Here is a 20,147-nt window from a genome sequence, read left to right on the forward strand (position 1 = left end):
AATAAGTAACAATGAGAATATTTCATTATAAACAAAAAAGGAGCCTTATGGCTCCTTTTTTACTTAATGAAATGTAAAAGTTTTTTACTAAACTATTACTTTACATGATTACTCAGCAGCTGGTGTTACTTCTGCTGGTTTTTCCATTGCTTCTTTGATACTTAAACGTACACGACCTTGGCGATCTACTTCTAGTACTTTAACTTTCACTTCTTGACCTTCTGTTAAGACTTCGCTTACGTTGTTAACGCGCTCTTCAGAGATTTGAGAAATATGTACTAAACCATCTTTACCCGGAAGTACATTAACGAAAGCACCAAAATCTACGATACGTACTACTGTACCCGTATAAAGTGTACCTACTTCAATTTCAGCAGTTAATGCTTTAATGCGGTTGATAGCATCTTCAGCTTGCTCACCAGAAGTTGCAGCAATTTTAACAGTACCATCATCTTCGATTTCAATTGTAGTGCCAGTTTCTTCAGTTAACTGACGAATTGTTGCACCACCTTTACCAATGATGTCACGAATCTTATCTTGGCTTACTTTCATTGTATGAATGCGAGGAGCGAATTGAGAGATATCGTCTCTGTGTCCACCGATAGCTTCATCCATTACAGATAAGATATGAGTACGTGCAGCTTTTGCTTGGTTTAAAGCAATTTGCATGATCTCTTGCGTGATACCTTCAATTTTGATGTCCATTTGAAGTGCAGTAATACCACCAGTAGTACCAGCAACTTTAAAGTCCATATCACCTAAGTGATCTTCATCACCTAAAATATCAGAAAGAACAACGAATTTTTCGCCTTCTTTAACTAGACCCATCGCGATACCAGCAACAGAGGCTTTAATTGGAACACCAGCATCCATTAATGCTAAAGATGCGCCACAAACAGAAGCCATTGAAGATGAACCGTTTGATTCTGTGATTTCAGAAACAACACGTACTGAGTACGGGAATTCTTCAATCGTAGGCATAACAGCTAACATGCCACGTTTAGCTAAACGGCCATGTCCAATTTCACGACGCTTAGGGCTGCCAACAAAACCAGTTTCACCTACACAGTATGGAGGGAAGTTGTAATGAAGCATGAACGTATCAGTTTTGTCACCCATGATAGTATCTAAACGCTGAGCATCACGTTGTGTGCCTAACGTAGCAGTTACTAAAGATTGAGTTTCGCCACGAGTAAATACTGCAGAGCCATGAGTACGTGGTAAAACACCCGTCATCACGTCTAATGCACGAATCGATTCAGGATCGCGACCATCAATACGAGGGTTGCCATCTGTAATACGACCACGTACAACAGTTTTTTCTAAATCGTGGAATAAATCTTTAGCATCTTGAACGTCAAGATCAGCATCTTGTGCTAATAACGTTTCAATTACTGTGTTGCGGATTTCTTTAATTTTTTCATAACGAACAGCTTTTTCAGTAATTTGATAAGCTTCGTTTACTTGTGCTTCACTTAACTCAGCAATTTTAGCTAATAACTCAGCATTTTTAACTGGAGCTTCCCAATTCCAAGAAGGAGTATTAACTTCTGCTTTGAATTCTTTGATTGCTGAAACAGCTACTTGCATTTGCTCATGGCCGTATACAACAGCGCCAAGCATTACTTCTTCAGATAATACATCTGCTTCAGACTCAACCATTAATACAGCCGAATCAGTACCAGATACAACTAGGTCTAATTGACTTGCAGGAAGTTCAGACTGTAATGGGTTAAGGATGTATTGACCATCAACATAACCAACACGTGCTGCGCCAACAGGGCCACTAAATGGTGCACCTGAAATAGCTAATGCAGCAGAAGTACCGATTAAAGAAATGATATCTGGAGAAATTTCAGGATTTACAGAAACAACAGTAATAATTACCTGTACTTCGTTAGTGAAACCTTCTGGGAATAATGGACGGATTGGACGGTCAATTAAACGCGCGATAAGTGTTTCTTCTTCTGAAGGACGACCTTCACGTTTGAAGAAGCTACCAGGGATTTTACCAGCAGCGTATGCACGTTCTTGATAGTTTACAGTTAACGGGAAAAAATCCTGTCCAGGTTTAGCTTCTTTTTTAGCAACAACAGATACAAGTACACAAGTATCGTCCATGCTTGCCATTACAGCTGCAGATGCTTGACGAGCGATAGCGCCTGTTTCTAATGTTACGGTATGCTTACCGAATTGAAATGTTTTAGTAACTTGATTGAACATAGAGTGTTCCTTAATGGATGAGATGTATTCACCAATCTGTACAATTATTTATTCACTTAGCTATAAAATACTAGGTTAAGTCGAACAAAAAATTATACAGTTTGGATTGGTTTAGTTTCGTTTATTCATTGAAATATTTAAGATTGCAAAACTTACCGTGATACTTAATAGTGAGACTTAAATAGCAATGCTTAAAAATTTTCTCGCTTATTATACTAACTAAGCAGATGAATGCTAGCTTCAAAGGCCATTTCTTGACTTTTTAACTGCATTTACTTTGCTTCAGACAACAAAAAAGGAGCCACTAGGCTCCTTTTTGTACTCTAAAGTAAGTATAAATCGTTTTATTAACGACGTAGACCTAATTTAGCGATTGCTGCAGTATAACGTTCAACGTTCTTACCTTTAAGGTAATCAAGTAATTTACGACGTTGTGCAACCATACGTAATAAACCACGACGTGAATGGTGATCATGGATGTGCTCTTTGAAGTGACCTTGTAAGTGGTTGATTTGTGCAGTTAACAAAGCAACTTGAACTTCTGGAGAACCAGTATCACCTTCTGATTGAGCATATTCTGCAACGATAGCAGCTTTTTCTGTAGCATTTAAAGACATTATAAAATCCTTAGTGTGTTGACCCTACCCTCAATACTATTTAATACAATATTAGTGAGTTAAGAGATTAAAATACGCATCAAGCCAAACACTAATTTAGCATTGATGACGAAAGAGCGCGTATTCTAGCAGCCAATAACTAAAAAGCAAGCGATTAGTTTAATCCCGACCTTATTAGCTAAAGTAATTTTCTGCTATTTACGCTTTATACATATGTTCTACGTTTACGCTTTATACCCGTTCCACTTGAAGATGCAGGATTCAGCTGGAATTATAAACGTCTTTAAGCAAGGCATTGATTGAAGAAAATAGTTATTCTATTGTCGAAATCAATAACGCAGCATAAAGCGTTTATAAACCAGCCCTTTGGGGAAAACTGAGTAAACCATACTCGTCGTACATTTGTTTTTAAGGGAGTGACCCTTAACAAAAAAATGTGCCTTGAATATGATTCATTCAGGTTTCCTGAAACGAGCATCTTCAAATGGAACGGGTATATACTTATGCTTTAAATAACGACAATACGCTTAGGTGCTACTAAACCATCATCATTGATAAAACCTACACCGATAAACTCAACGTTTGCATCATTTTCGTCTTCACCTAGATAGACTTGTACGCTACCAGATTCAGGTTGATTATAAGCTTGTACCGGGTTACCGTGACGTAAAAAATTAGCTGACATATCATCAACGTATACGCGGTGCATACCGTCTACCGCACTATTCATCGGTAGTAACAATGGGTCAAGAACATCCGAAGGTGTTATTTCATCTTCATTAGCTTTTTCAAGCAGTGCTTCAAGCTCAGGTAACGTTATCATTTTGTCTATTGGATAATTACCCACAGCAGAACGTCTCAGGTGTGCCACGTGTGCTCCACAACCTAACAGTTCACCTAGATCATCGACGATAGTTCGAATATAAGTACCTTTAGATACATGAATATTCAATTCGACTTCATCATGCTCAAAGCGTAATAACTCAAGATTAAAGACGGTAATATCACGCGCTTCACGTGGTACTTCAATGCCTTCTCTTGCATATTTATACAGAGGCTGACCTTGATGTTTAAGTGCCGAATACATTGATGGCACTTGTTTGGTTGTACCACGAAAGGTATCTAACGCATCAGCAAGTTGTTCATCTGACACATTGACTTCTTTCTCACTGACAACTTCACCACCAGCATCACTAGTCGTAGTACGAATACCTAGCTTGGCAGTGACTTGATAGGTTTTATCTGTATCAAGTAAGTACTGTGAGAATTTAGTGCCCTCACCCAAACAAATGGGTAACATACCGGTTGCCAAAGGGTCTAATGCCCCCGTATGACCCGCTTTTTGAGCAAAATAAATACGTTTAACCGATTGTAAAGCATGGTTAGATGACAAGCCATGTGGCTTATCTAATAACAGCACGCCATTTATTGCACGGCCTTTTCTACGTTTAGCCATTTATGACTCGCCCTGCTCACTATCAACACTTTTTTCGTCGTCAACCTGTGCATCGTCAACTTGTGTATCATGATTCTTATCACTTGCAACAGCTTGGTCTACCAAAGCGCTCATACGAACACCTTCACTCATTGAGCTATCATAAACAAAGCGTAAATGCGGCATAATGCGCGCACGTAAACGTTTGCCTAGCAATGAACGGATATAACCTTCAGCTTCTGCTAATACTTCTAGTGAAGCCTTAATTTCATCGGCATTATCGTTAAAAAAAGTAACAAAAATCTTAGCGTAAGCTAAGTCACGAGTCACTTCGACAGCCGACACCGTTGTCATGCTTAAACGAGGATCTTTAATTTCGCGCATTAAAATAGTCGCGATTTCTTTTTGGATTTGCTGACCTACTCGGTCAGTACGGGCATATTCTCTAGCCATCGTATACTCCTATGAAGCTGTTATTTACAACAACTTTCAATTATCAATAATTAACACAAAAGGGGCATAAGCCCCTTTTGAAAAATAGTTAACTATTAGCTCGAAGCTAGTTGGTTCAAATATAAGGCGGAAGCACGGAGTTGACGCATGTCAATGAGTACTTCCAACGCAATAGTTGTTCCGACTAGCAATGAGATACTAGTTATAATGAACGTTTGATTTCGATTGTTTCAAATACTTCGATCTGATCACCAACACGTACATCATTGTAGTTCTTAACACCGATACCACATTCAATACCGTTACGAACTTCTTGAACGTCATCTTTAAAGCGACGTAATGATTCAAGTTCGCCTTCGTAAATAACTACGTTCTCACGTAATACACGAATTGGTGCGCTACGCTTGATGATACCTTCAGTAACCATACAACCAGCGATAGCACCAATTTTAGGTGACTTAAACACATCACGTACTTGAGCTAGACCAATGATTTCTTGCTTGAATTCTGGTGCTAACATACCACTCATGGCTTGTTTAACTTCTTCAATCAAGGCGTAGATAACACTGTAGTAACGTAAATCGATGTTTTCTGCTTCAATTACTTTACGAGCAGAAACGTCAGCACGAACATTGAAACCAACAACTATGGCATTAGAAGCAGCCGCTAACGTTGCGTCAGTTTCAGTGATAGCACCAACACCTGAACCAATAATTTTAACTTTAACTTCATCAGTAGAAAGTTTAAGTAATGAATCATTGATTGCTTCAAGTGAACCTTGAACATCAGATTTAACGATTACATTTACTTCTGAAATATCGCCTTCAGCCATACTAGCAAACATATTTTCAAGTTTAGCTTTTTGTTGACGAGCAAGTTTCACATCACGGTATTTACCTTGACGGAATAAAGCAACTTCACGCGCTTTCTTTTCATCTTTAACAACAGTCGCTTCATCACCCGCTTGTGGAACACCACTTAAGCCGATAATTTCAACTGGGATAGATGGGCCAGCTGATTGAATGGCTTTACCATTCTCATCACGCATCGCACGTACACGGCCATATTCTAAACCACAAAGTACGATATCGCCTTGCTTTAAAGTACCTTCTTGTACCAGTACAGTCGCTACTGGGCCACGGCCTTTATCTAATTTAGATTCTACAACAACACCATTTGCCATTTTATCGACAATAGCAGTTAACTCTAATACTTCCGATTGTAACAAGATAGAATCAAGTAAATCGTCGATACCTAAACCAGTTTTAGCAGATACGTGACAGAATTGAACTTCACCGCCCCACTCTTCTGAAAGCACGCCGTGTTGTGATAATTCACTTTTAACACGATCTGGATCAGCAGATTCTTTATCCATTTTGTTAACGGCAATGATGATTGGCGCATCAGAAGCTTGAGCATGTTGAATAGCTTCAATCGTCTGTGGCATAACACCATCATCTGCAGCAACAACAATGATTACTATATCTGTTGCTTTAGCACCACGAGAACGCATAGCAGTAAAGGCAGCATGACCAGGAGTATCTAAGAAGGTGATCATACCATGACCAGTTTCTACGTGATAAGCACCGATATGTTGAGTAATACCACCCGCTTCGCCGTCAGCAACTTTCGCTTCACGAATGTGATCAAGTAGTGATGTTTTACCATGATCAACGTGACCCATAATAGTAACAACTGGCGCACGAGTGATCTCTTCACCCGTATCCTGACGATCAGCAAGTACTGCTTCTTCTAAAGCATTTTCTTTAACAAGTACGACTTCAAAGCCCATATCTTCAGCAACTAGTGCCGCAGTCTCTTGGTCAATTACTTGGTTGATGGTCGCCATAGCGCCCAATTTAAACATAGCTTTAACAACTTCAGCGCCTTTCTTAGCCATTTTATTGGCTAATTCAGCAACAGAAATCGTTTCACCGATACGGATGTCTTGTAATTTAGTTTCAACAGGCTTAGTAAAGCCATGTTTTAAACTGTCCGGAGAAGATAAAGTTTTACCTTTTCCTCGGCCACTATTACGGCCACGAGCATTACGATCAGCTGGTTTTTTCTTCTTACGTCGACGTCCACTTTCATCAGCCGTATCGCTTTTATCTTCAGCTTCTTGTGCATAGACAGAAGAAGTTAAATGTACTACTTCTTTTTCTTTTGCTTTACGTTCAGCTTCTTGCTCTTTCCAACGGCCTTCATTTTCTTCTGCAAGCTTTTTAGCTGCTGCTGCCGCTTCTGCTGCTTCTGCTTCAACTTTTGCTGCCGCTTCTTTTTCTTGAGCTAAACGAAGTTTTTTCGATTCTTCTGTTTCAGCTACCTTTTCAGGCGCTTGCTCAACGTTTTTAGCTTTTTCTACTGCGGCAGTTTTTGCTTTAGCTGCTGCTTCAACTTTCGCTTCAGCTTTACGCTCGGCTTCAACTTCAGCTTTAGCTGCTGCTACGCCTTTTTCGTTTTCAGCTTCTTTCGCTGCAGCTTCGGCTTTAGCTTTAACATCTGCTTCGGCTAAAATAGCTGCTTCAGCTTCTGCTTTAGCCGCTTCTTCAGCAATTTTTTCATCTTCAACGTCACTACGTTTCACGTAAGTGCGTTTTTTACGAACTTCAACATTAACCGATTTAGCTTTACTACCGTGACCCATTGTCAGAGTAGACTTAGTCTTACGGTTCAAAGTGAGTTTGTTCGGCTTTGCTTCCGACTCATCACCATGTTGTTTTTTAAGGTGTCCTAATAAGGATTCTTTTTCATCTTGCGTAATAGCATCGGTAGCCGATTTATTCACGCCTGAGTCAGCCAATTGGCTTACTAAGCGATCCACCGGTGTTCCGATTTCTTTGGCAAGTTCTGCTACAGTTATATCTGCCATCTATATTATTCTCCGGTGTTATTATTCTTCGTTAAACCAACAAATGTTACGTGCAGCCATGATTAGCTCGCCCGCTTTGGTTTCATCTAAATCTTCAATATCGCTTATTTCATCGATACCTTGTTCAGCTAAGTCTTCAAGTGTGCGAACACCTCGACTTGCTAAAACAAATGCTAAATGACGTTCTAAACCTGCAAGGTCAAGTAAGTCTTGCGCTGGTTCAGCACCTTCTAAAGTCTCTTCACTCGCAAGTGCTTGCGTAGTTAACGCTTCTTTAGCACGGTCACGAAGCGCTTCAATGATTTCTTCAGTAAGACCTTCAATATCCAACATTTCAGCTACTGGTACATAAGCAATCTCTTCTAATGAAGTGAAGCCTTCTTCAGCAAGTAATGTTGCAAAATCTTCATCAAGATCTAACTTATCAATAAACAAGTTTAATACTTTATCGTTTTCTGCCTGATGCTTTTCTTTCATATCAGCAACAGTCATTACATTCAGTTCCCAACCAGTTAACTGGCTTGCTAAACGAATGTTTTGACCACTACGGCCAATGGCCATTGCTAAGTTAGCTTCTTCAACAGCAATATCCATTGTGCCTTTGTCTTCATCAACAATTATTGAAGCGACTTCAGCAGGTGACATAGCGTTAATTACATATTGAGCAACGTTATCATCGTATAATACGATATCAACACGTTCTCCACCTAACTCACCAGATACGGCTTGAACGCGTGAACCACGCATACCAACACAAGCACCAACAGGATCAATTCGTTTATCATTACTTTTAACAGCAATTTTGGCACGAGAACCAGGATCACGAGCTGCACCCTTTATTTCTAGTAATTCTTCGCCAATTTCAGGTACTTCAACACGGAAAAGTTCAATTAACATTTCAGCTTTAGTACGGCTTAAAAATAATTGTGCACCACGTGCTTCAGGTTTAATTTCATACAACAAACCACGTACACGGTCACCCGGACGAAATGTCTCGCGTGGTAACATATCATCACGGTAAATAACCGCTTCTGCATTATTACCTAAATCAACGATGACACTTTCACGGCTAGCTTTTTTAACAACACCAGTAACAATCTCACCTAAGTGCTCTTGATAAGCTTCAGTTACTAAAGCACGTTCAGCTTCACGTATTTTTTGAACGATAACTTGTTTCGCAGTTTGCGTAGTTACACGGTCAAACTTTACTGACTCAATTTGATCTTCTGAATAATCACCTACGTTTAATTCTGGATCAGAATATTGCGCTGCTGCTAAACCAATCTCAGCATAGGGATTTTCCATCGGTTCATTGCCGTCTTCAACAATTAACCAACGACGAAAAGTATCAAACTCGCCTGTAATACGGTCAATAGCAACACGTACTTCAATGTCACCTTCATATTTTTTCTTGGTAGCTGTTTCTAAAGCTGTTTCCATTGCTTCAAAAATGCTTTCTCTTGGTAATGCTTTTTCATTAGAAACCGCATCAACAACCAGTAATATTTCCTTACTCATGCTACTTAGCCTTTAATTTATGTTAAGTGTTTGTAAAAATACTTAAGCTTTATAATTTTGCGACAAGGTTCGCTTTATCTACATTGCTGATAGCAAGTTCATAATCGATGCCGTCGACTTGTACTATTAATGTATCGTTTTCTATGGCAACTAACGGCCCTTTAAACTTACGACGACCATTTAAAGGCATCGATAATCTAACATTAACTATTTCACCAATAACTTCTTGGAAATGTGCTAATTCAAATAATGGGCAATCAACACCTGGTGATGAAACTTCTAGACTGTATTCACTACTAATAGGGTCTTCTACATCTAATAGTGCACCTACTTGACGGCTTACTTCTGCACAGTCGTCAACATTGATGCCATCTTCATGGTCAATAAACAAACGTAAAACTGAGTTATTGCCCGCACTAAGATACTCAATGCCTCGCAATGTTTTGCCAGTTTCTTCAACTGCAGGTCTTAATAAATCAGTTAGTTTTTGCTCAAATTTAGCCAATCTTGTTCTCCTGTTATTCAACCCTTATGACAAATACATAAGCGGTGAATATAAATTTTAGATATAAAAAAAGGGCGTGTAGCCCAGCGAAATTTTGCCTTTTTTGTCATTAATTACGTATTATCTACGCTTTAAAAAACAAAAAACCCCAAGATAGGGGCTTATTTCACTGTTTTCCCCCTAGATTAAACAAGAATAACAAGTTTAATCTGGTTATTAGTAGCATAACTACTAATAATATTAATAAGAATATAAACCACACTATCTACAAGACAATATGTGTGTATTTATTCAGTGACATCTTATTAAGTTCTATTGTGGCAAATTATATATTGGCTCGCCATCAAGCGCAAGGGGCATTAAGCATTATCGATTAGAAAGTCGTTTTTTTTATCAAAATTAGTGCTATTAATTACTAGAAAACATTAGCTAAATTTAATTTATATTTTACAATACGTTAGTATTGCCCCTATAATATGGCTATATTAATAGCTATCATTTCATACAATAATCAGCGCTGATAATAAGCGGTATGTATTTACTTCTTGATGGGTTTTAAACGGAGCATTAAATTTCATTATGTATAAGTTTTCTAAGTTGTTTATCAAAAATATATTATTTGCGTTAGTTTTTATAATCGCGTTAGCCGCTATGGCTTTTGCACTACTTAGTGCCTACGTGAATCAGCAAACACTCGCACAACAAAAAACGATTCAAACCATCAGTCAACAATTTGTTGAAGATGAAACGCCAGCTCAAGAGATGGCAACTAAATTAGCGACTATCTTGCATGCTAGCAATGATTATCAAACATTACTGATTAAAAGTGACTCTCAAACTTTAGTTAATTATCAAAATAATGAAACCCACATAGTTGACTCTTTTTTAGCTCAACGTAAAACAGTTTCAGCCGGAAAACTTAATTTACAAGTTCAATACCAGTTAAACTTTATTGATATCATAGCGTTTTTGACCAATTTTTTTGTCGGTGTTATTGCACTATCCCTACTCTTTGTTTTGATTTCTGCACGATTAAATTATAAATTACAATTCGCTATACTTCGTGTGATCAGTCAACAAATTAGTAATGAACTCGCGCAGATTAATGACGTAGATTTTATTACCAAAGAAAAGAGTAATGAGCAACTACTAGACATTCCTGCTCTAGAAGAAGGTATTGCTGAAATAAAGTCGATGATGACGAAGCAATTTAAAAATACTACCAATTTAGAAATTGAAGCGCATGTCGATAGTTTAACCGGTATTGAGAATCGTAATCGATTTGTGCAGTTTTATGAAAATCAGATTGTACAAGATAGTCCTATTAAGTTTGGCGTTATACTTATTACTCGCTGCTCTGAACTGCAAACCATTAACCAAGTTCATGGCTATAACTCCGGCGACAACTACATTATAAAAGTAGCTGAGATAATAAAAGCAGCTTTGGCGACAAGACCAACAGGTAAGCTTTTCCGTTTGAATAGCTCAGACTTTGCCACTATCTTACCTAACGAACAATTGAAAGTAGCCGAGAACTACGCGAGTGACCTAACGCTTAAGTTTAATGACTACCAGCAAATGAATGAATTAGACTCTGTCGCCTTTACAGGATTGGTGTATTTTGACAAATCAAAACCACTAGGTGAGCTATTAGCATTAGCCGATACTGGCGTAAGTGTTGCTCAAACACAAAAAACAAACTCATGGTATTCGCAAAAAGACATTGATATTTTAACTGATAATAGTGCTAACTTTGGCAGTCAAAATTGGCGACATGAAATAGATAGCGTGCTAGATTCTGGTCGAGTGACCTTATTATTACAGCCTATATTACCAAGTGGTCGTAATAATAAAATATATAGTGAAGTATTAGCCCGTTTCCTTAATGCTAATGACGACATGTTACCTACAGCAACCTTCATTGCCATGGCTGAAAAGCTAGATAAAATCATCGAAGTAGACCGACTTATCATCGAAACAGTGATTAAAGAAATAACCAGTAAAAATATGTTAGAAAGTAGTTATGGCATCAACATTAGCCCTCGCAGCATTAACGATGAACATTTTATGATTTGGTTAGAGCGTAAATTACTACGTGAGCCTACTGCCTCTCCTCGGTTAGTCTTTGAAATATCAGAGTTAGGTATGCAACAAAACATAAAAACGGCTAAACGTTTAGTTGATATGTTACACCGAGTTGGCTCCAGGGTAACTGTAGAACGTTTTGGTGTAGGTTTAACATCATTTAAATTCTTCCGAGATTTAACACCTGATTATATTAAAATGGATAGTTCTTATACTCGCGATATTGATGATGATAAGAACAACCAATACTTCTTGCGTTTAATGGTTGATTTAGCTCATAGACTAGGCATTAGCGTATTAGCTGAAAGTGTCGAAAGCCAAGAAGAAAAACACACCTTAGAAAAATTATTTATCGATGGTTGTCAGGGTTACTATGTTGGAAAACCCGCTCAACTATAATTAACTAAGTCTATTGATAACCTATCAAGCCGAATGTTTTAAACCATTCGGCTTTTTTATATATACCCATCACACTCAAGCTGCAGATTTCAGCAAGTCGAAAAAGGGTTAGCTACAAGGCATTGATTGACGAGAATAGTTATTCTATTGTCTAAATCAATAACGCCGGAGATGACCCTTTATCGGCTTTCCCGTAGGGAGCTAAGCTAGAAAAGCAGCTCGGCGTTGCGATACTTGATAAGGGAATAACCATTATCATCGTATCGCGCCTTGCTCTGATTTACTAGCTTAGCTCTGAAACTGTATCTTGAGGTATGATGGGTATAGCAATTTGTTATTTCAAAGCAAAGAAAATGAATAAAAGCGTAATACCCCTACTGACGGTGTGTTGTTAAATAAACTAAAAACACGGATAATAGCGCTACTATTATAATAAATAACCAAATGACCCTTAAAGTAAATGACTGATTATCTGTTACTACTCGTTGGCACTGTACTCGTAAATAACTTTGTTTTAGTGCAATTTCTTGGCCTATGTCCATTCATGGGGGTTTCTTCACGTACTGAAACCGCTATCGGCATGTCCTTCGCTACTGTTTTTGTGATGACGCTGGCATCTCTGCTGAGCTATTTAGTTACCACCTACCTACTTGTGCCACTCAACCTTGAATACCTTACCACCATGAGTTTTATTTTGGTGATTGCCGTTGTTGTACAGTTCACTGAAATGGTTGTTCATAAAACCAGTGCTAGCCTTTACCGATTATTAGGGATTTTCTTACCACTTATCACCACAAACTGTGCGGTATTAGGTGTTGCCTTGCTCAATTTGAGATTACAACACGGTTTTTTCGAATCTATAATTTATGGCTTTGGTGCCGCACTAGGTTTTTCCCTAGTATTAGTGATGTTTTCCGCTATGCGTGAAAAACTTGCCAATGCCGATGTACCTACACCTTTTAAAGGTACTGCTATCGCAATGATTACCGCTGGTTTAATGTCATTAGCTTTCCTTGGTTTTTCCGGTTTGGTGAAAATTTAACATGAACATCCTTCTTGCTATCCTTGTATTGGGCAGTATTGCTGCCATATTTGGTGCTCTACTCGGCTTCGCTTCCGTACGTTTTAAAGTAGATGCCGATCCCATTGTCGAACAACTAGATGCCCTACTTCCTCAAACACAATGTGGTCAATGTGGTTACCCAGGTTGTAAACCTTACGCTCAGGCAGTTGCTGATGGTGAAGCTATCAATAAATGTGCTCCTGGCGGTGAAGATACCATCAAAAAAATAGCTGATTTAATGGGTGTTGAAGTTCAACCTCTTGATGAAAGTCACGTAAAAGGCGATGTAGCGCAAAGTAATCGCCCTAAAGTCGCCTTTGTTATTGAAGAAGATTGTATTGGTTGTACAAAGTGTATTCAGGCTTGCCCTGTTGACGCCATTATCGGTGCAGCAAAGCAAATGCATACCATTATCATAGATGAGTGTACGGGTTGTGACTTATGTGTTGCTCCTTGTCCTGTAGATTGTATTGAAATGCGTGAGTTGCCAGAGACTATTCATAATTGGCAATGGGATTTAACCAGTATTCCAGTAAAACAACTGGATTAGGAGAGTATGGTGGAATCAGTAGTAGAACGTATCACGCGTGGCCATTTTTGGGATTTTCATGGTGGCATTCATCCCCCTGAACAAAAATTTCTAACGTCAAGCAAGCCGATAAAACAGCTTTCTTTACCAAAACAGTTAATTATCCCGCTACAACAGCATATCGGCCGAGAAGGTGATTTACTGGTTACTATCGGCGATCGCGTATTAAAAGGGCAAGCGCTAACGCTAAGCACTAACCCGATGGTAGTGCCAATTCATGCTCCGACAAGTGGCACTATCAGTGCTATCAAAATGTCCGTCATTGCTCACCCTTCTGGTTTAAGCCAATTGTGTATATTTCTTGATGTTGATGGTGAAGATACATGGCGTAAAAGAGAGCTTTGTCACGATATAGAACAACTTACTAATCACCAAATAATTGAAAAAATTGCTGATGCAGGTATTGCCGGTATGGGCGGCGCAGGTTTTCCAACCCATATCAAAGTAAACCGCCAACCCGACATTAACTTCCTTATCATCAACGGCGCAGAGTGTGAACCCTACATCACTGCTGATGACTTGTTAATGATGGAACAAAGTAACGCTATTGTAGATGGCATCAAAATTATTGATAAGCTATTAACTCCAGCTTTCATTTTAATTGCGATAGAAGACAATAAACCTAAAGCAATTAAAGCACTACAACAAGCCACCGCGAGCATTGAGAAAATAAAAGTTTGTGTGGTGCCAACTAAATACCCAACAGGTGGCGAAAAGCAGCTGATTCAAATTTTAACCGGTACAGAAGTTACGTCCGGCCAACTGCCTATTCACGCTGGTATTGTTATGCAAAACGTTGCGACATGCTTTGCTATCAATGAAGCCGTTCGACACGACACACCGCTTATTCGTCGTGTTGTTACCGTAACGGGACAAGCTTTAAATAAGCCACAAAATGTCTGGGCATTACTGGGCACACCCATAAATTTCTTGCTTGAACAATGTAGTGTGCAAAATATTGAAAATGAAAATCAGCCAGTAATCATGGGCGGTCCAATGATGGGCTTTAGTGTCTCTAGTGAGCTAGTACCTATTGTTAAAACCAGTAACTGTATTTTAGTACCCAGTAAAGTTGAAATGCCGAGTGCTTTTGAAAAAGAAAGTAAAGAGGTTGAATGTATTCGTTGTGGTCAATGTAGCGATGTATGCCCTAGTCAATTGTTGCCGCAAGAATTGCAATGGAGCGCAAAAGCTAAAGATCACGCACAATTAAAAAAACTGAATTTAAGTGACTGTATCGATTGTGGTGCCTGCGCCTATGTTTGCCCGAGTCAAATTCCTTTAGTGCATTACTACCGTATTGCTAAAGCCGAAATACGTGAACAGCAACAGTTAGATTTAAAAGCAGAAAAAGCCAAAATCCGTTTTGAAGCACGTAAGTTACGCTTAGAAAAAGAAAAAATCGCGCGACAAGAGAAACATAAAAAAGCAGCCGCAGCGCGTAAAGCGGCTATGAATAAAGCGACACCTGAAGCAACAGGCGCTAAATCAGCGGTTGCTGCTGCGCTTGCACGTGTGAAAGCTAAAAAAGCGTCGAAAGCGCAAGTCGATACACCCGATGCACCAGCTGATTTATCTACCGAGGTTGTCGATGACCAGAAGTCTCAAGTATCAGCAGCGATAGCTCGAGCTAAAGCGAAGAAGCAACTTAAAGCTGAAGCCGCAACTAAACTGTCAAATAGCAGTGATGATACAAATAAAGCGGTAGACGTCGACACTGTCGAAACAAAAACAACAGTCACTCAACAACCTACTGTTGATGATAAAAAAGCTAAAATAGCGGCGGCAGTTGCCAAAGCAAAAGCAAAGAAGCTCAGTAAAAACGCGGAAGTTACTGACACCGATAAAGTCACCGACAACACCTTGGCCGACAAAACGGTGGCAGAAAAAACAGTCAATATCGATGATAAAAAAGCAAAAGTTGCTGCCGCTATCGCGAAAGCAAAAAGCAAAGCACTCGCAAAAGCAAATGCTAAAGCAGAATCGCTAAACGAAGAAAAAATAGCGGCTAATAACGTTAGCGCTACGGTTACGAGTAATGTAACACCAACTGATCACAGCCCTTCTAATTCAGCACAAGCGATACCTGAAGATATTGTTGTAACTGAAAATGCTGAAAACAGTGACAGCAAAAACCAAAATGAAAGCTTAGCCGAAAGTACGCCGACTCCAGCAATGGATAAAAAGGCAAAAATTGCCGCTGCAATTGCTAAAGCGAAAGCAAAAAAGAAACTAAAAGAAGCCAGTTCAGTTGAAAACAATGACCAAGATAGCGTGTAAAGCATGAGAAACAACAAACAAACTCGAATAGAATTTTATCAGCGAAACAACCCGACGAGTCGACATAAATAATGGCATTTTGGATAGCAAGTTCACCGCATAACCATAATCACACAAAAACACCTAACTTAATGCGTTTGGTGATTTACGCTACCCTACCCGGCGTTTTAGCCCAGTGGTATTTCTTTGGTTGGGGCAATTTAATTCATATTGGCTTAGCGATGGCCACCGCACTTGTTTGTGAGTTTACGGTGCTATCACTGCGTAAAAAACCAATCTCACATGAATTATTTGATGGTAGTGCCTTATTAACCGCCTTATTAATCGGCATATGTTTACCCGCATTAGCGCCTTGGTGGATTTCAGTTATTGGCACAATGTTTGCGATTGTCATTGTTAAACAACTTTATGGTGGCCTTGGTCATAATCCATTTAACCCAGCTATGGCAGGGTATGTCATGTTACTGGTTTCTTTTCCTTTGCAAATGACAATTTGGCAACCACCGCTATCGTTAGTTGCTGTAGATCTCAACTTTGCTAATACCTTAACCACTATTTTAACGGGATTTACCGTTGAAGGTTATTCAGTAGAGCAAGTACGTACCAGTATTGACGGCTTCACTATGGCAACGCCGCTTGATACCTTAAAAACCAATACCGGCTTGGGTTTAACTGTCTTCGAAAGTATTAAAAACCCCATTTTTGGCGATAATTTTGCTTTAGGTTGGGAATGGGTAAATGCTGGGTTTTTAGTAGGTGGACTATTCCTTATTGCTAAAAAAGCCATTGCTTGGCAAACACCACTCAGTTTTCTGTTAAGTTTATTTATCTGCTCTTTTATCAGCTATAGCCTCAACCCTGATAGCAGTGCTTCTACTATGTTCCACTGGTTTTCTGGTGCTACTATGTTAGGCGCATTTTTCATTCTAACTGACCCGGTAACGGGTGCTACCAGTAACAAAGGTCGTATTATTGTCGGTTTACTCGCGGGCTTATTGGTTTACTTAATCCGTACAGCAGGTGGTTACCCTGATGGTGTCGCTTTTGCTATTTTACTGTGTAATATGTCTGCGCCGCTGATAGATCAGTACACTCGCCCTCGCACCTATGGTCATTTAAAGGGAGATAAGTGATGTCTGATAAAGTTGACGCTACCCAAGTAAAATCTGAGCCTGAAAAGTCTCCATTGACTACTGCCATCTCTAAAAACACAAAAATCCTTGCGCTCTTCGCCATTGCTTGTACTTTAGCGGTTAGTTTAGTCAGTGAACTCACTAAAGACCGTATAAAGGTTCAAGAGCAACAACAGTTATTAAGAACATTACATAGCATTATCGACCCGAGTCGTTATGACAACGACATTGCGAATGACTGTATTCTGATAACGGCCCCTGAGCTCGGCTCGGATAAAATTAAAACTGCCTATATTGCAAGAAAGTCAGGTCAAGTCGTTGCCGTTGCTATGACCAGTACCGCGCCACGAGGCTACAATGGTAATATTGACTTTATTATGGCTATCAACCTTGACGGAACCGTTAGCGGTGTTCGAGTACTAAAGCATCAAGAAACACCTGGTTTAGGTGACAAAGTTGAAATTAGAAAGAGTAATTGGATCAACAGTTTTACCGATAAAAAAATGCTTTCAGAAGACGATAGTCGCTGGGCTGTAAGTAAAGATAACGGCATGTTTGACCAGTTTACCGGTGCAACCATTACACCGCGTGCTGTAGTAAAAGGTGTTAAAAGTACATTAAATTACTTTAACTCAAATAAATCGAAATTATTAGCTTACCCGAATGCTTGTGGAGAAGCCGCTCTTACACCAGCATCGACATCTACACTGACAACTACAACACCAATTGACGAGGCTGCTAATGAGCAATGAAATAGCACCACAAAATAGTAATGAAACTAAACCAACTAATAGCTCTGATGAACAGGAAATCGCTGCTGCAGCGGTTCAAGCTGAACTTATTAAGTCTGAACTTAAGGCCGAGTATAAAGAATTAGCCATACAAGGGTTATGGAAAAACAACCCTGGTTTAGTGCAACTGCTTGGCTTATGCCCGTTACTAGCAGTAACGTCAACAGTTACTAATGCCTTAGGTCTAGGCTTAGCTACACTGTTAGTACTCATCTGCTCAAATGCAACCGTATCGGCAATCCGTCATTGGGTACCTAAAGAAATTCGTATCCCTATCTTTGTATTGATCATTGCCGCCTTTGTAACCTGCGTACAGTTGCTGATGAACGCTTTTACCTACGGTATTTACCAGTCTTTAGGTATTTTCCTACCTTTAATCGTAACTAACTGCGCGATTATTGGCAGAGCCGAAGCATATGCATCAAAAAATCCGGTAAAACAATCAGCCTTTGATGGACTGATGATGGGCCTAGGTTTCGCCATTATTTTACTTTTGTTAGGCGTAATAAGAGAAATACTCGGGCAAGGTACACTTTTTGATGGTGCCAACTTATTATTTGGCGAATGGGCTAGTGTACTTCGAGTTGAAGTCATGCAACTTGATAATCAATTTTTATTAGCTATTTTACCACCCGGCGCTTTTATTGCGATGGGCATTTTAATTGCGCTAAAAAATGCTATTGATAGCCATATAAAAAATAAAAAAGTAGTCGATACAGAGCAAGTTATTGAAAGAGTTCGTGTTAACTTTGACTCTTAACGACTAATTCCTTATCGATAAAGTATTTTATCATAATAAAATTAATGGTTAATTAAGCCTGAGTACGTATCAACGCGCATAATAAGCGAGAGAATAGTAGAGCCATGAATAAAGAAAAACGCATAGAGATGTTAACGCGGCTCCGTGACAATAACCCCAATCCAGTTACTGAGCTAAACTATACTAGCCCGTTCGAACTGCTCATTGCCGTCTTATTATCAGCACAAGCAACGGATGTTGGTGTTAACAAAGCAACGGACAAGCTCTACCCAATAGCCAATACACCCCAAGCTATTTTAGACCTTGGCCTTGATGGTTTAAAAAGCTATATAAAAACCATTGGTTTATTTAATACCAAAGCAGTAAACACCATTAAAACATGCCAAATGTTAGTTGATTTACATGGTGGTGAAGTACCTGAAAATAGAGCAGCATTAGAAGCCCTACCGGGTGTTGGACGTAAAACAGCTAACGTTGTGTTAAATACCGCTTTTGGTTGGTTAAAAGACAATGAAGGTAACTATTTTTTAGCGGTAGATACCCATATATACAGACTTGCTAACCGCACTAAATATGCGCCCGGTAAAACGGTCGACCACGTTGAAGCGAATATAATAAAACTAACGCCCAGAAAAACAGAGTTTATGTTTAACTTACACCACTGGTTCATATTGCATGGGCGTTACACCTGCACAGCAAAAAAACCAAAATGTGGCTCTTGTATCATTGAAGATTTATGTGAATACGGCTCTAAAGAAGACGAATAAAAATCTCAGTTGATACACTTACATCCAAAATTACTCTAACAAAAAGAGAGCTTTATGAAGTTTTTACATACCATGGTACGTGTACGTGATTTAGACCAATCGCTTGATTTTTACGTCAATAAACTTGGCTTAATTGAAACACGACGAAGTGAAGTACCTGCAGGAAAATTTACTTTAGTTTACCTAGCAACTGAAATAGGTGGCCCTGAAGTTGAACTCACTCACAACTGGGGTTCTACTGAAGATTACTCTGCTGGGCGTAGTTTCGGTCACTTAGCCTTTGAAGTTGATAACATTTATCAAACCTGTCAAAAATTACAAGACGCTGGTGTTACCATTAACAGACCACCTCGCTGTGGTCATATGGCCTTTGTTAACTCCCCTGATGGTATAGCGATAGAGTTATTACAAAAAGATGGCTCTTTAGCGCCACAAGAGCCATGGTTAAGTATGGAAAATAGCGGTTCTTGGTAAATCAAAGAATTTCTCATTAGCAATAAAAAGCCCGGTACTGATAAAAATCAGTACCGGGCTTTTTATTGCTACTTTTATGTGCGTTTTTTAATGATACCAATTACACTAATAAATTGATCAGCTTAGAGTTGTATTAGCGAGCTTAGAACAAGCAAAATTACTTAAACATAGTTATTCTATATT

General features: G+C 39.1%; 16 protein-coding genes. 9 read left to right on the top strand and 7 right to left on the bottom strand.

What is annotated here, in order from left to right:
- Positions 1–108: 108 nt before the first annotated feature.
- The 7 genes from pnp to rimP all read right to left on the bottom strand — a co-directional run bounded on the left by pnp (position 109) and on the right by rimP (position 9,623).
- Positions 109–2,223 (bottom strand): polyribonucleotide nucleotidyltransferase, encoded by a 2,115-nt coding sequence (gene pnp / locus CXF85_RS08180; RefSeq protein WP_101228044.1) that lies wholly within the window; start codon positions 2,221–2,223, stop codon positions 109–111.
- Between the two features lie 347 nt (positions 2,224–2,570).
- On the bottom strand, positions 2,571–2,840 hold the full coding sequence (rpsO, locus tag CXF85_RS08185) for a 30S ribosomal protein S15 (protein WP_101228045.1): 270 nt from the start codon (positions 2,838–2,840) through the stop codon (positions 2,571–2,573).
- A gap of 508 nt (positions 2,841–3,348) precedes the next feature.
- Positions 3,349–4,296, bottom strand: a complete 948-nt coding sequence (gene truB, locus CXF85_RS08190; RefSeq protein WP_101228046.1) for a tRNA pseudouridine(55) synthase TruB — start codon at positions 4,294–4,296, stop codon at positions 3,349–3,351.
- The gene (gene rbfA, locus CXF85_RS08195; protein WP_101228047.1) at positions 4,297–4,728 is read right to left on the bottom strand and encodes a 30S ribosome-binding factor RbfA; all 432 of its coding nucleotides are present in this window, start codon (positions 4,726–4,728) and stop codon (positions 4,297–4,299) included.
- A gap of 202 nt (positions 4,729–4,930) precedes the next feature.
- Positions 4,931–7,600, bottom strand: coding sequence for a translation initiation factor IF-2 (gene infB / locus CXF85_RS08200; RefSeq protein WP_101228048.1), 2,670 nt, complete (start codon positions 7,598–7,600; stop codon positions 4,931–4,933).
- Positions 7,601–7,621: 21 nt separating this feature from the next.
- A complete protein-coding gene (gene nusA, locus CXF85_RS08205; RefSeq protein WP_101228049.1) occupies positions 7,622–9,118 on the bottom strand; it encodes a transcription termination factor NusA in 1,497 nt (498 codons plus the stop codon).
- A 49-nt stretch (positions 9,119–9,167) separates the two neighbouring features.
- Positions 9,168–9,623: a ribosome maturation factor RimP gene (gene rimP / locus CXF85_RS08210; RefSeq protein WP_101228050.1), complete on the bottom strand. Its 456-nt coding sequence runs from the start codon at positions 9,621–9,623 to the stop codon at positions 9,168–9,170.
- 579 nt (positions 9,624–10,202) lie between these two features.
- Between rimP and CXF85_RS08215 the strand changes: the two genes are divergently transcribed.
- The 9 genes from CXF85_RS08215 to CXF85_RS08255 all read left to right on the top strand — a co-directional run bounded on the left by CXF85_RS08215 (position 10,203) and on the right by CXF85_RS08255 (position 19,964).
- Positions 10,203–12,107 carry an EAL domain-containing protein gene (locus CXF85_RS08215; protein ID WP_101228051.1) on the top strand — a complete coding sequence of 635 codons (1,905 nt, stop codon included), beginning with the start codon at positions 10,203–10,205 and terminating at the stop codon, positions 12,105–12,107.
- A gap of 460 nt (positions 12,108–12,567) precedes the next feature.
- Positions 12,568–13,149, top strand: a complete 582-nt coding sequence (rsxA, locus tag CXF85_RS08220) for an electron transport complex subunit RsxA (RefSeq protein WP_101228052.1) — start codon at positions 12,568–12,570, stop codon at positions 13,147–13,149.
- A gap of 1 nt (position 13,150) precedes the next feature.
- Complete coding sequence (gene rsxB, locus CXF85_RS08225) at positions 13,151–13,720, top strand: electron transport complex subunit RsxB (protein ID WP_101228053.1); 570 nt, start codon at positions 13,151–13,153, stop codon at positions 13,718–13,720.
- Between the two features lie 6 nt (positions 13,721–13,726).
- Complete coding sequence (rsxC, locus tag CXF85_RS08230) at positions 13,727–16,039, top strand: electron transport complex subunit RsxC (RefSeq protein ID WP_101228054.1); 2,313 nt, start codon at positions 13,727–13,729, stop codon at positions 16,037–16,039.
- Between the two features lie 71 nt (positions 16,040–16,110).
- Complete coding sequence (gene rsxD, locus CXF85_RS08235; protein ID WP_101228055.1) at positions 16,111–17,172, top strand: electron transport complex subunit RsxD; 1,062 nt, start codon at positions 16,111–16,113, stop codon at positions 17,170–17,172.
- Between the two features lie 53 nt (positions 17,173–17,225).
- Complete coding sequence (gene rsxG / locus CXF85_RS08240; protein ID WP_101228061.1) at positions 17,226–17,924, top strand: electron transport complex subunit RsxG; 699 nt, start codon at positions 17,226–17,228, stop codon at positions 17,922–17,924.
- Positions 17,914–18,723, top strand: coding sequence for an electron transport complex subunit E (locus CXF85_RS08245; RefSeq protein ID WP_232771129.1), 810 nt, complete (start codon positions 17,914–17,916; stop codon positions 18,721–18,723). Before rsxG ends, CXF85_RS08245 begins: the two co-directional genes overlap by 11 nt.
- Positions 18,724–18,827: 104 nt before the next feature.
- Positions 18,828–19,490, top strand: coding sequence for an endonuclease III (nth, locus tag CXF85_RS08250; RefSeq protein ID WP_101228056.1), 663 nt, complete (start codon positions 18,828–18,830; stop codon positions 19,488–19,490).
- A 54-nt stretch (positions 19,491–19,544) separates the two neighbouring features.
- The gene (locus CXF85_RS08255) at positions 19,545–19,964 is read left to right on the top strand and encodes a VOC family protein (protein ID WP_101228057.1); all 420 of its coding nucleotides are present in this window, start codon (positions 19,545–19,547) and stop codon (positions 19,962–19,964) included.
- Positions 19,965–20,147 lie beyond the last annotated feature (183 nt).

This window comes from Colwellia sp. 75C3, assembly GCF_002836255.1.
Classification (GTDB): domain Bacteria; phylum Pseudomonadota; class Gammaproteobacteria; order Enterobacterales; family Alteromonadaceae; genus Colwellia.

Excerpts from the sequence above, each read along its gene's own strand:
- pnp (WP_101228044.1), bottom strand. The coding sequence starts at position 2,223 with ATGTTCAATCAAGTTACTAAAACATTTCAATTCGGTAAGCATACCGTA.
- rpsO (WP_101228045.1), bottom strand. The coding sequence starts at position 2,840 with ATGTCTTTAAATGCTACAGAAAAAGCTGCTATCGTTGCAGAATATGCT.
- truB (WP_101228046.1), bottom strand. The coding sequence starts at position 4,296 with ATGGCTAAACGTAGAAAAGGCCGTGCAATAAATGGCGTGCTGTTATTA.
- rbfA (WP_101228047.1), bottom strand. The coding sequence starts at position 4,728 with ATGGCTAGAGAATATGCCCGTACTGACCGAGTAGGTCAGCAAATCCAA.
- infB (WP_101228048.1), bottom strand. The coding sequence starts at position 7,600 with ATGGCAGATATAACTGTAGCAGAACTTGCCAAAGAAATCGGAACACCG.
- nusA (WP_101228049.1), bottom strand. The coding sequence starts at position 9,118 with ATGAGTAAGGAAATATTACTGGTTGTTGATGCGGTTTCTAATGAAAAA.
- CXF85_RS08215 (WP_101228051.1), top strand. The coding sequence starts at position 10,203 with ATGTATAAGTTTTCTAAGTTGTTTATCAAAAATATATTATTTGCGTTA.
- rsxA (WP_101228052.1), top strand. The coding sequence starts at position 12,568 with ATGACTGATTATCTGTTACTACTCGTTGGCACTGTACTCGTAAATAAC.
- rsxB (WP_101228053.1), top strand. The coding sequence starts at position 13,151 with ATGAACATCCTTCTTGCTATCCTTGTATTGGGCAGTATTGCTGCCATA.
- rsxC (WP_101228054.1), top strand. The coding sequence starts at position 13,727 with ATGGTGGAATCAGTAGTAGAACGTATCACGCGTGGCCATTTTTGGGAT.
- rsxD (WP_101228055.1), top strand. The coding sequence starts at position 16,111 with ATGGCATTTTGGATAGCAAGTTCACCGCATAACCATAATCACACAAAA.
- CXF85_RS08245 (WP_232771129.1), top strand. The coding sequence starts at position 17,914 with ATGAGCAATGAAATAGCACCACAAAATAGTAATGAAACTAAACCAACT.
- nth (WP_101228056.1), top strand. The coding sequence starts at position 18,828 with ATGAATAAAGAAAAACGCATAGAGATGTTAACGCGGCTCCGTGACAAT.
- CXF85_RS08255 (WP_101228057.1), top strand. The coding sequence starts at position 19,545 with ATGAAGTTTTTACATACCATGGTACGTGTACGTGATTTAGACCAATCG.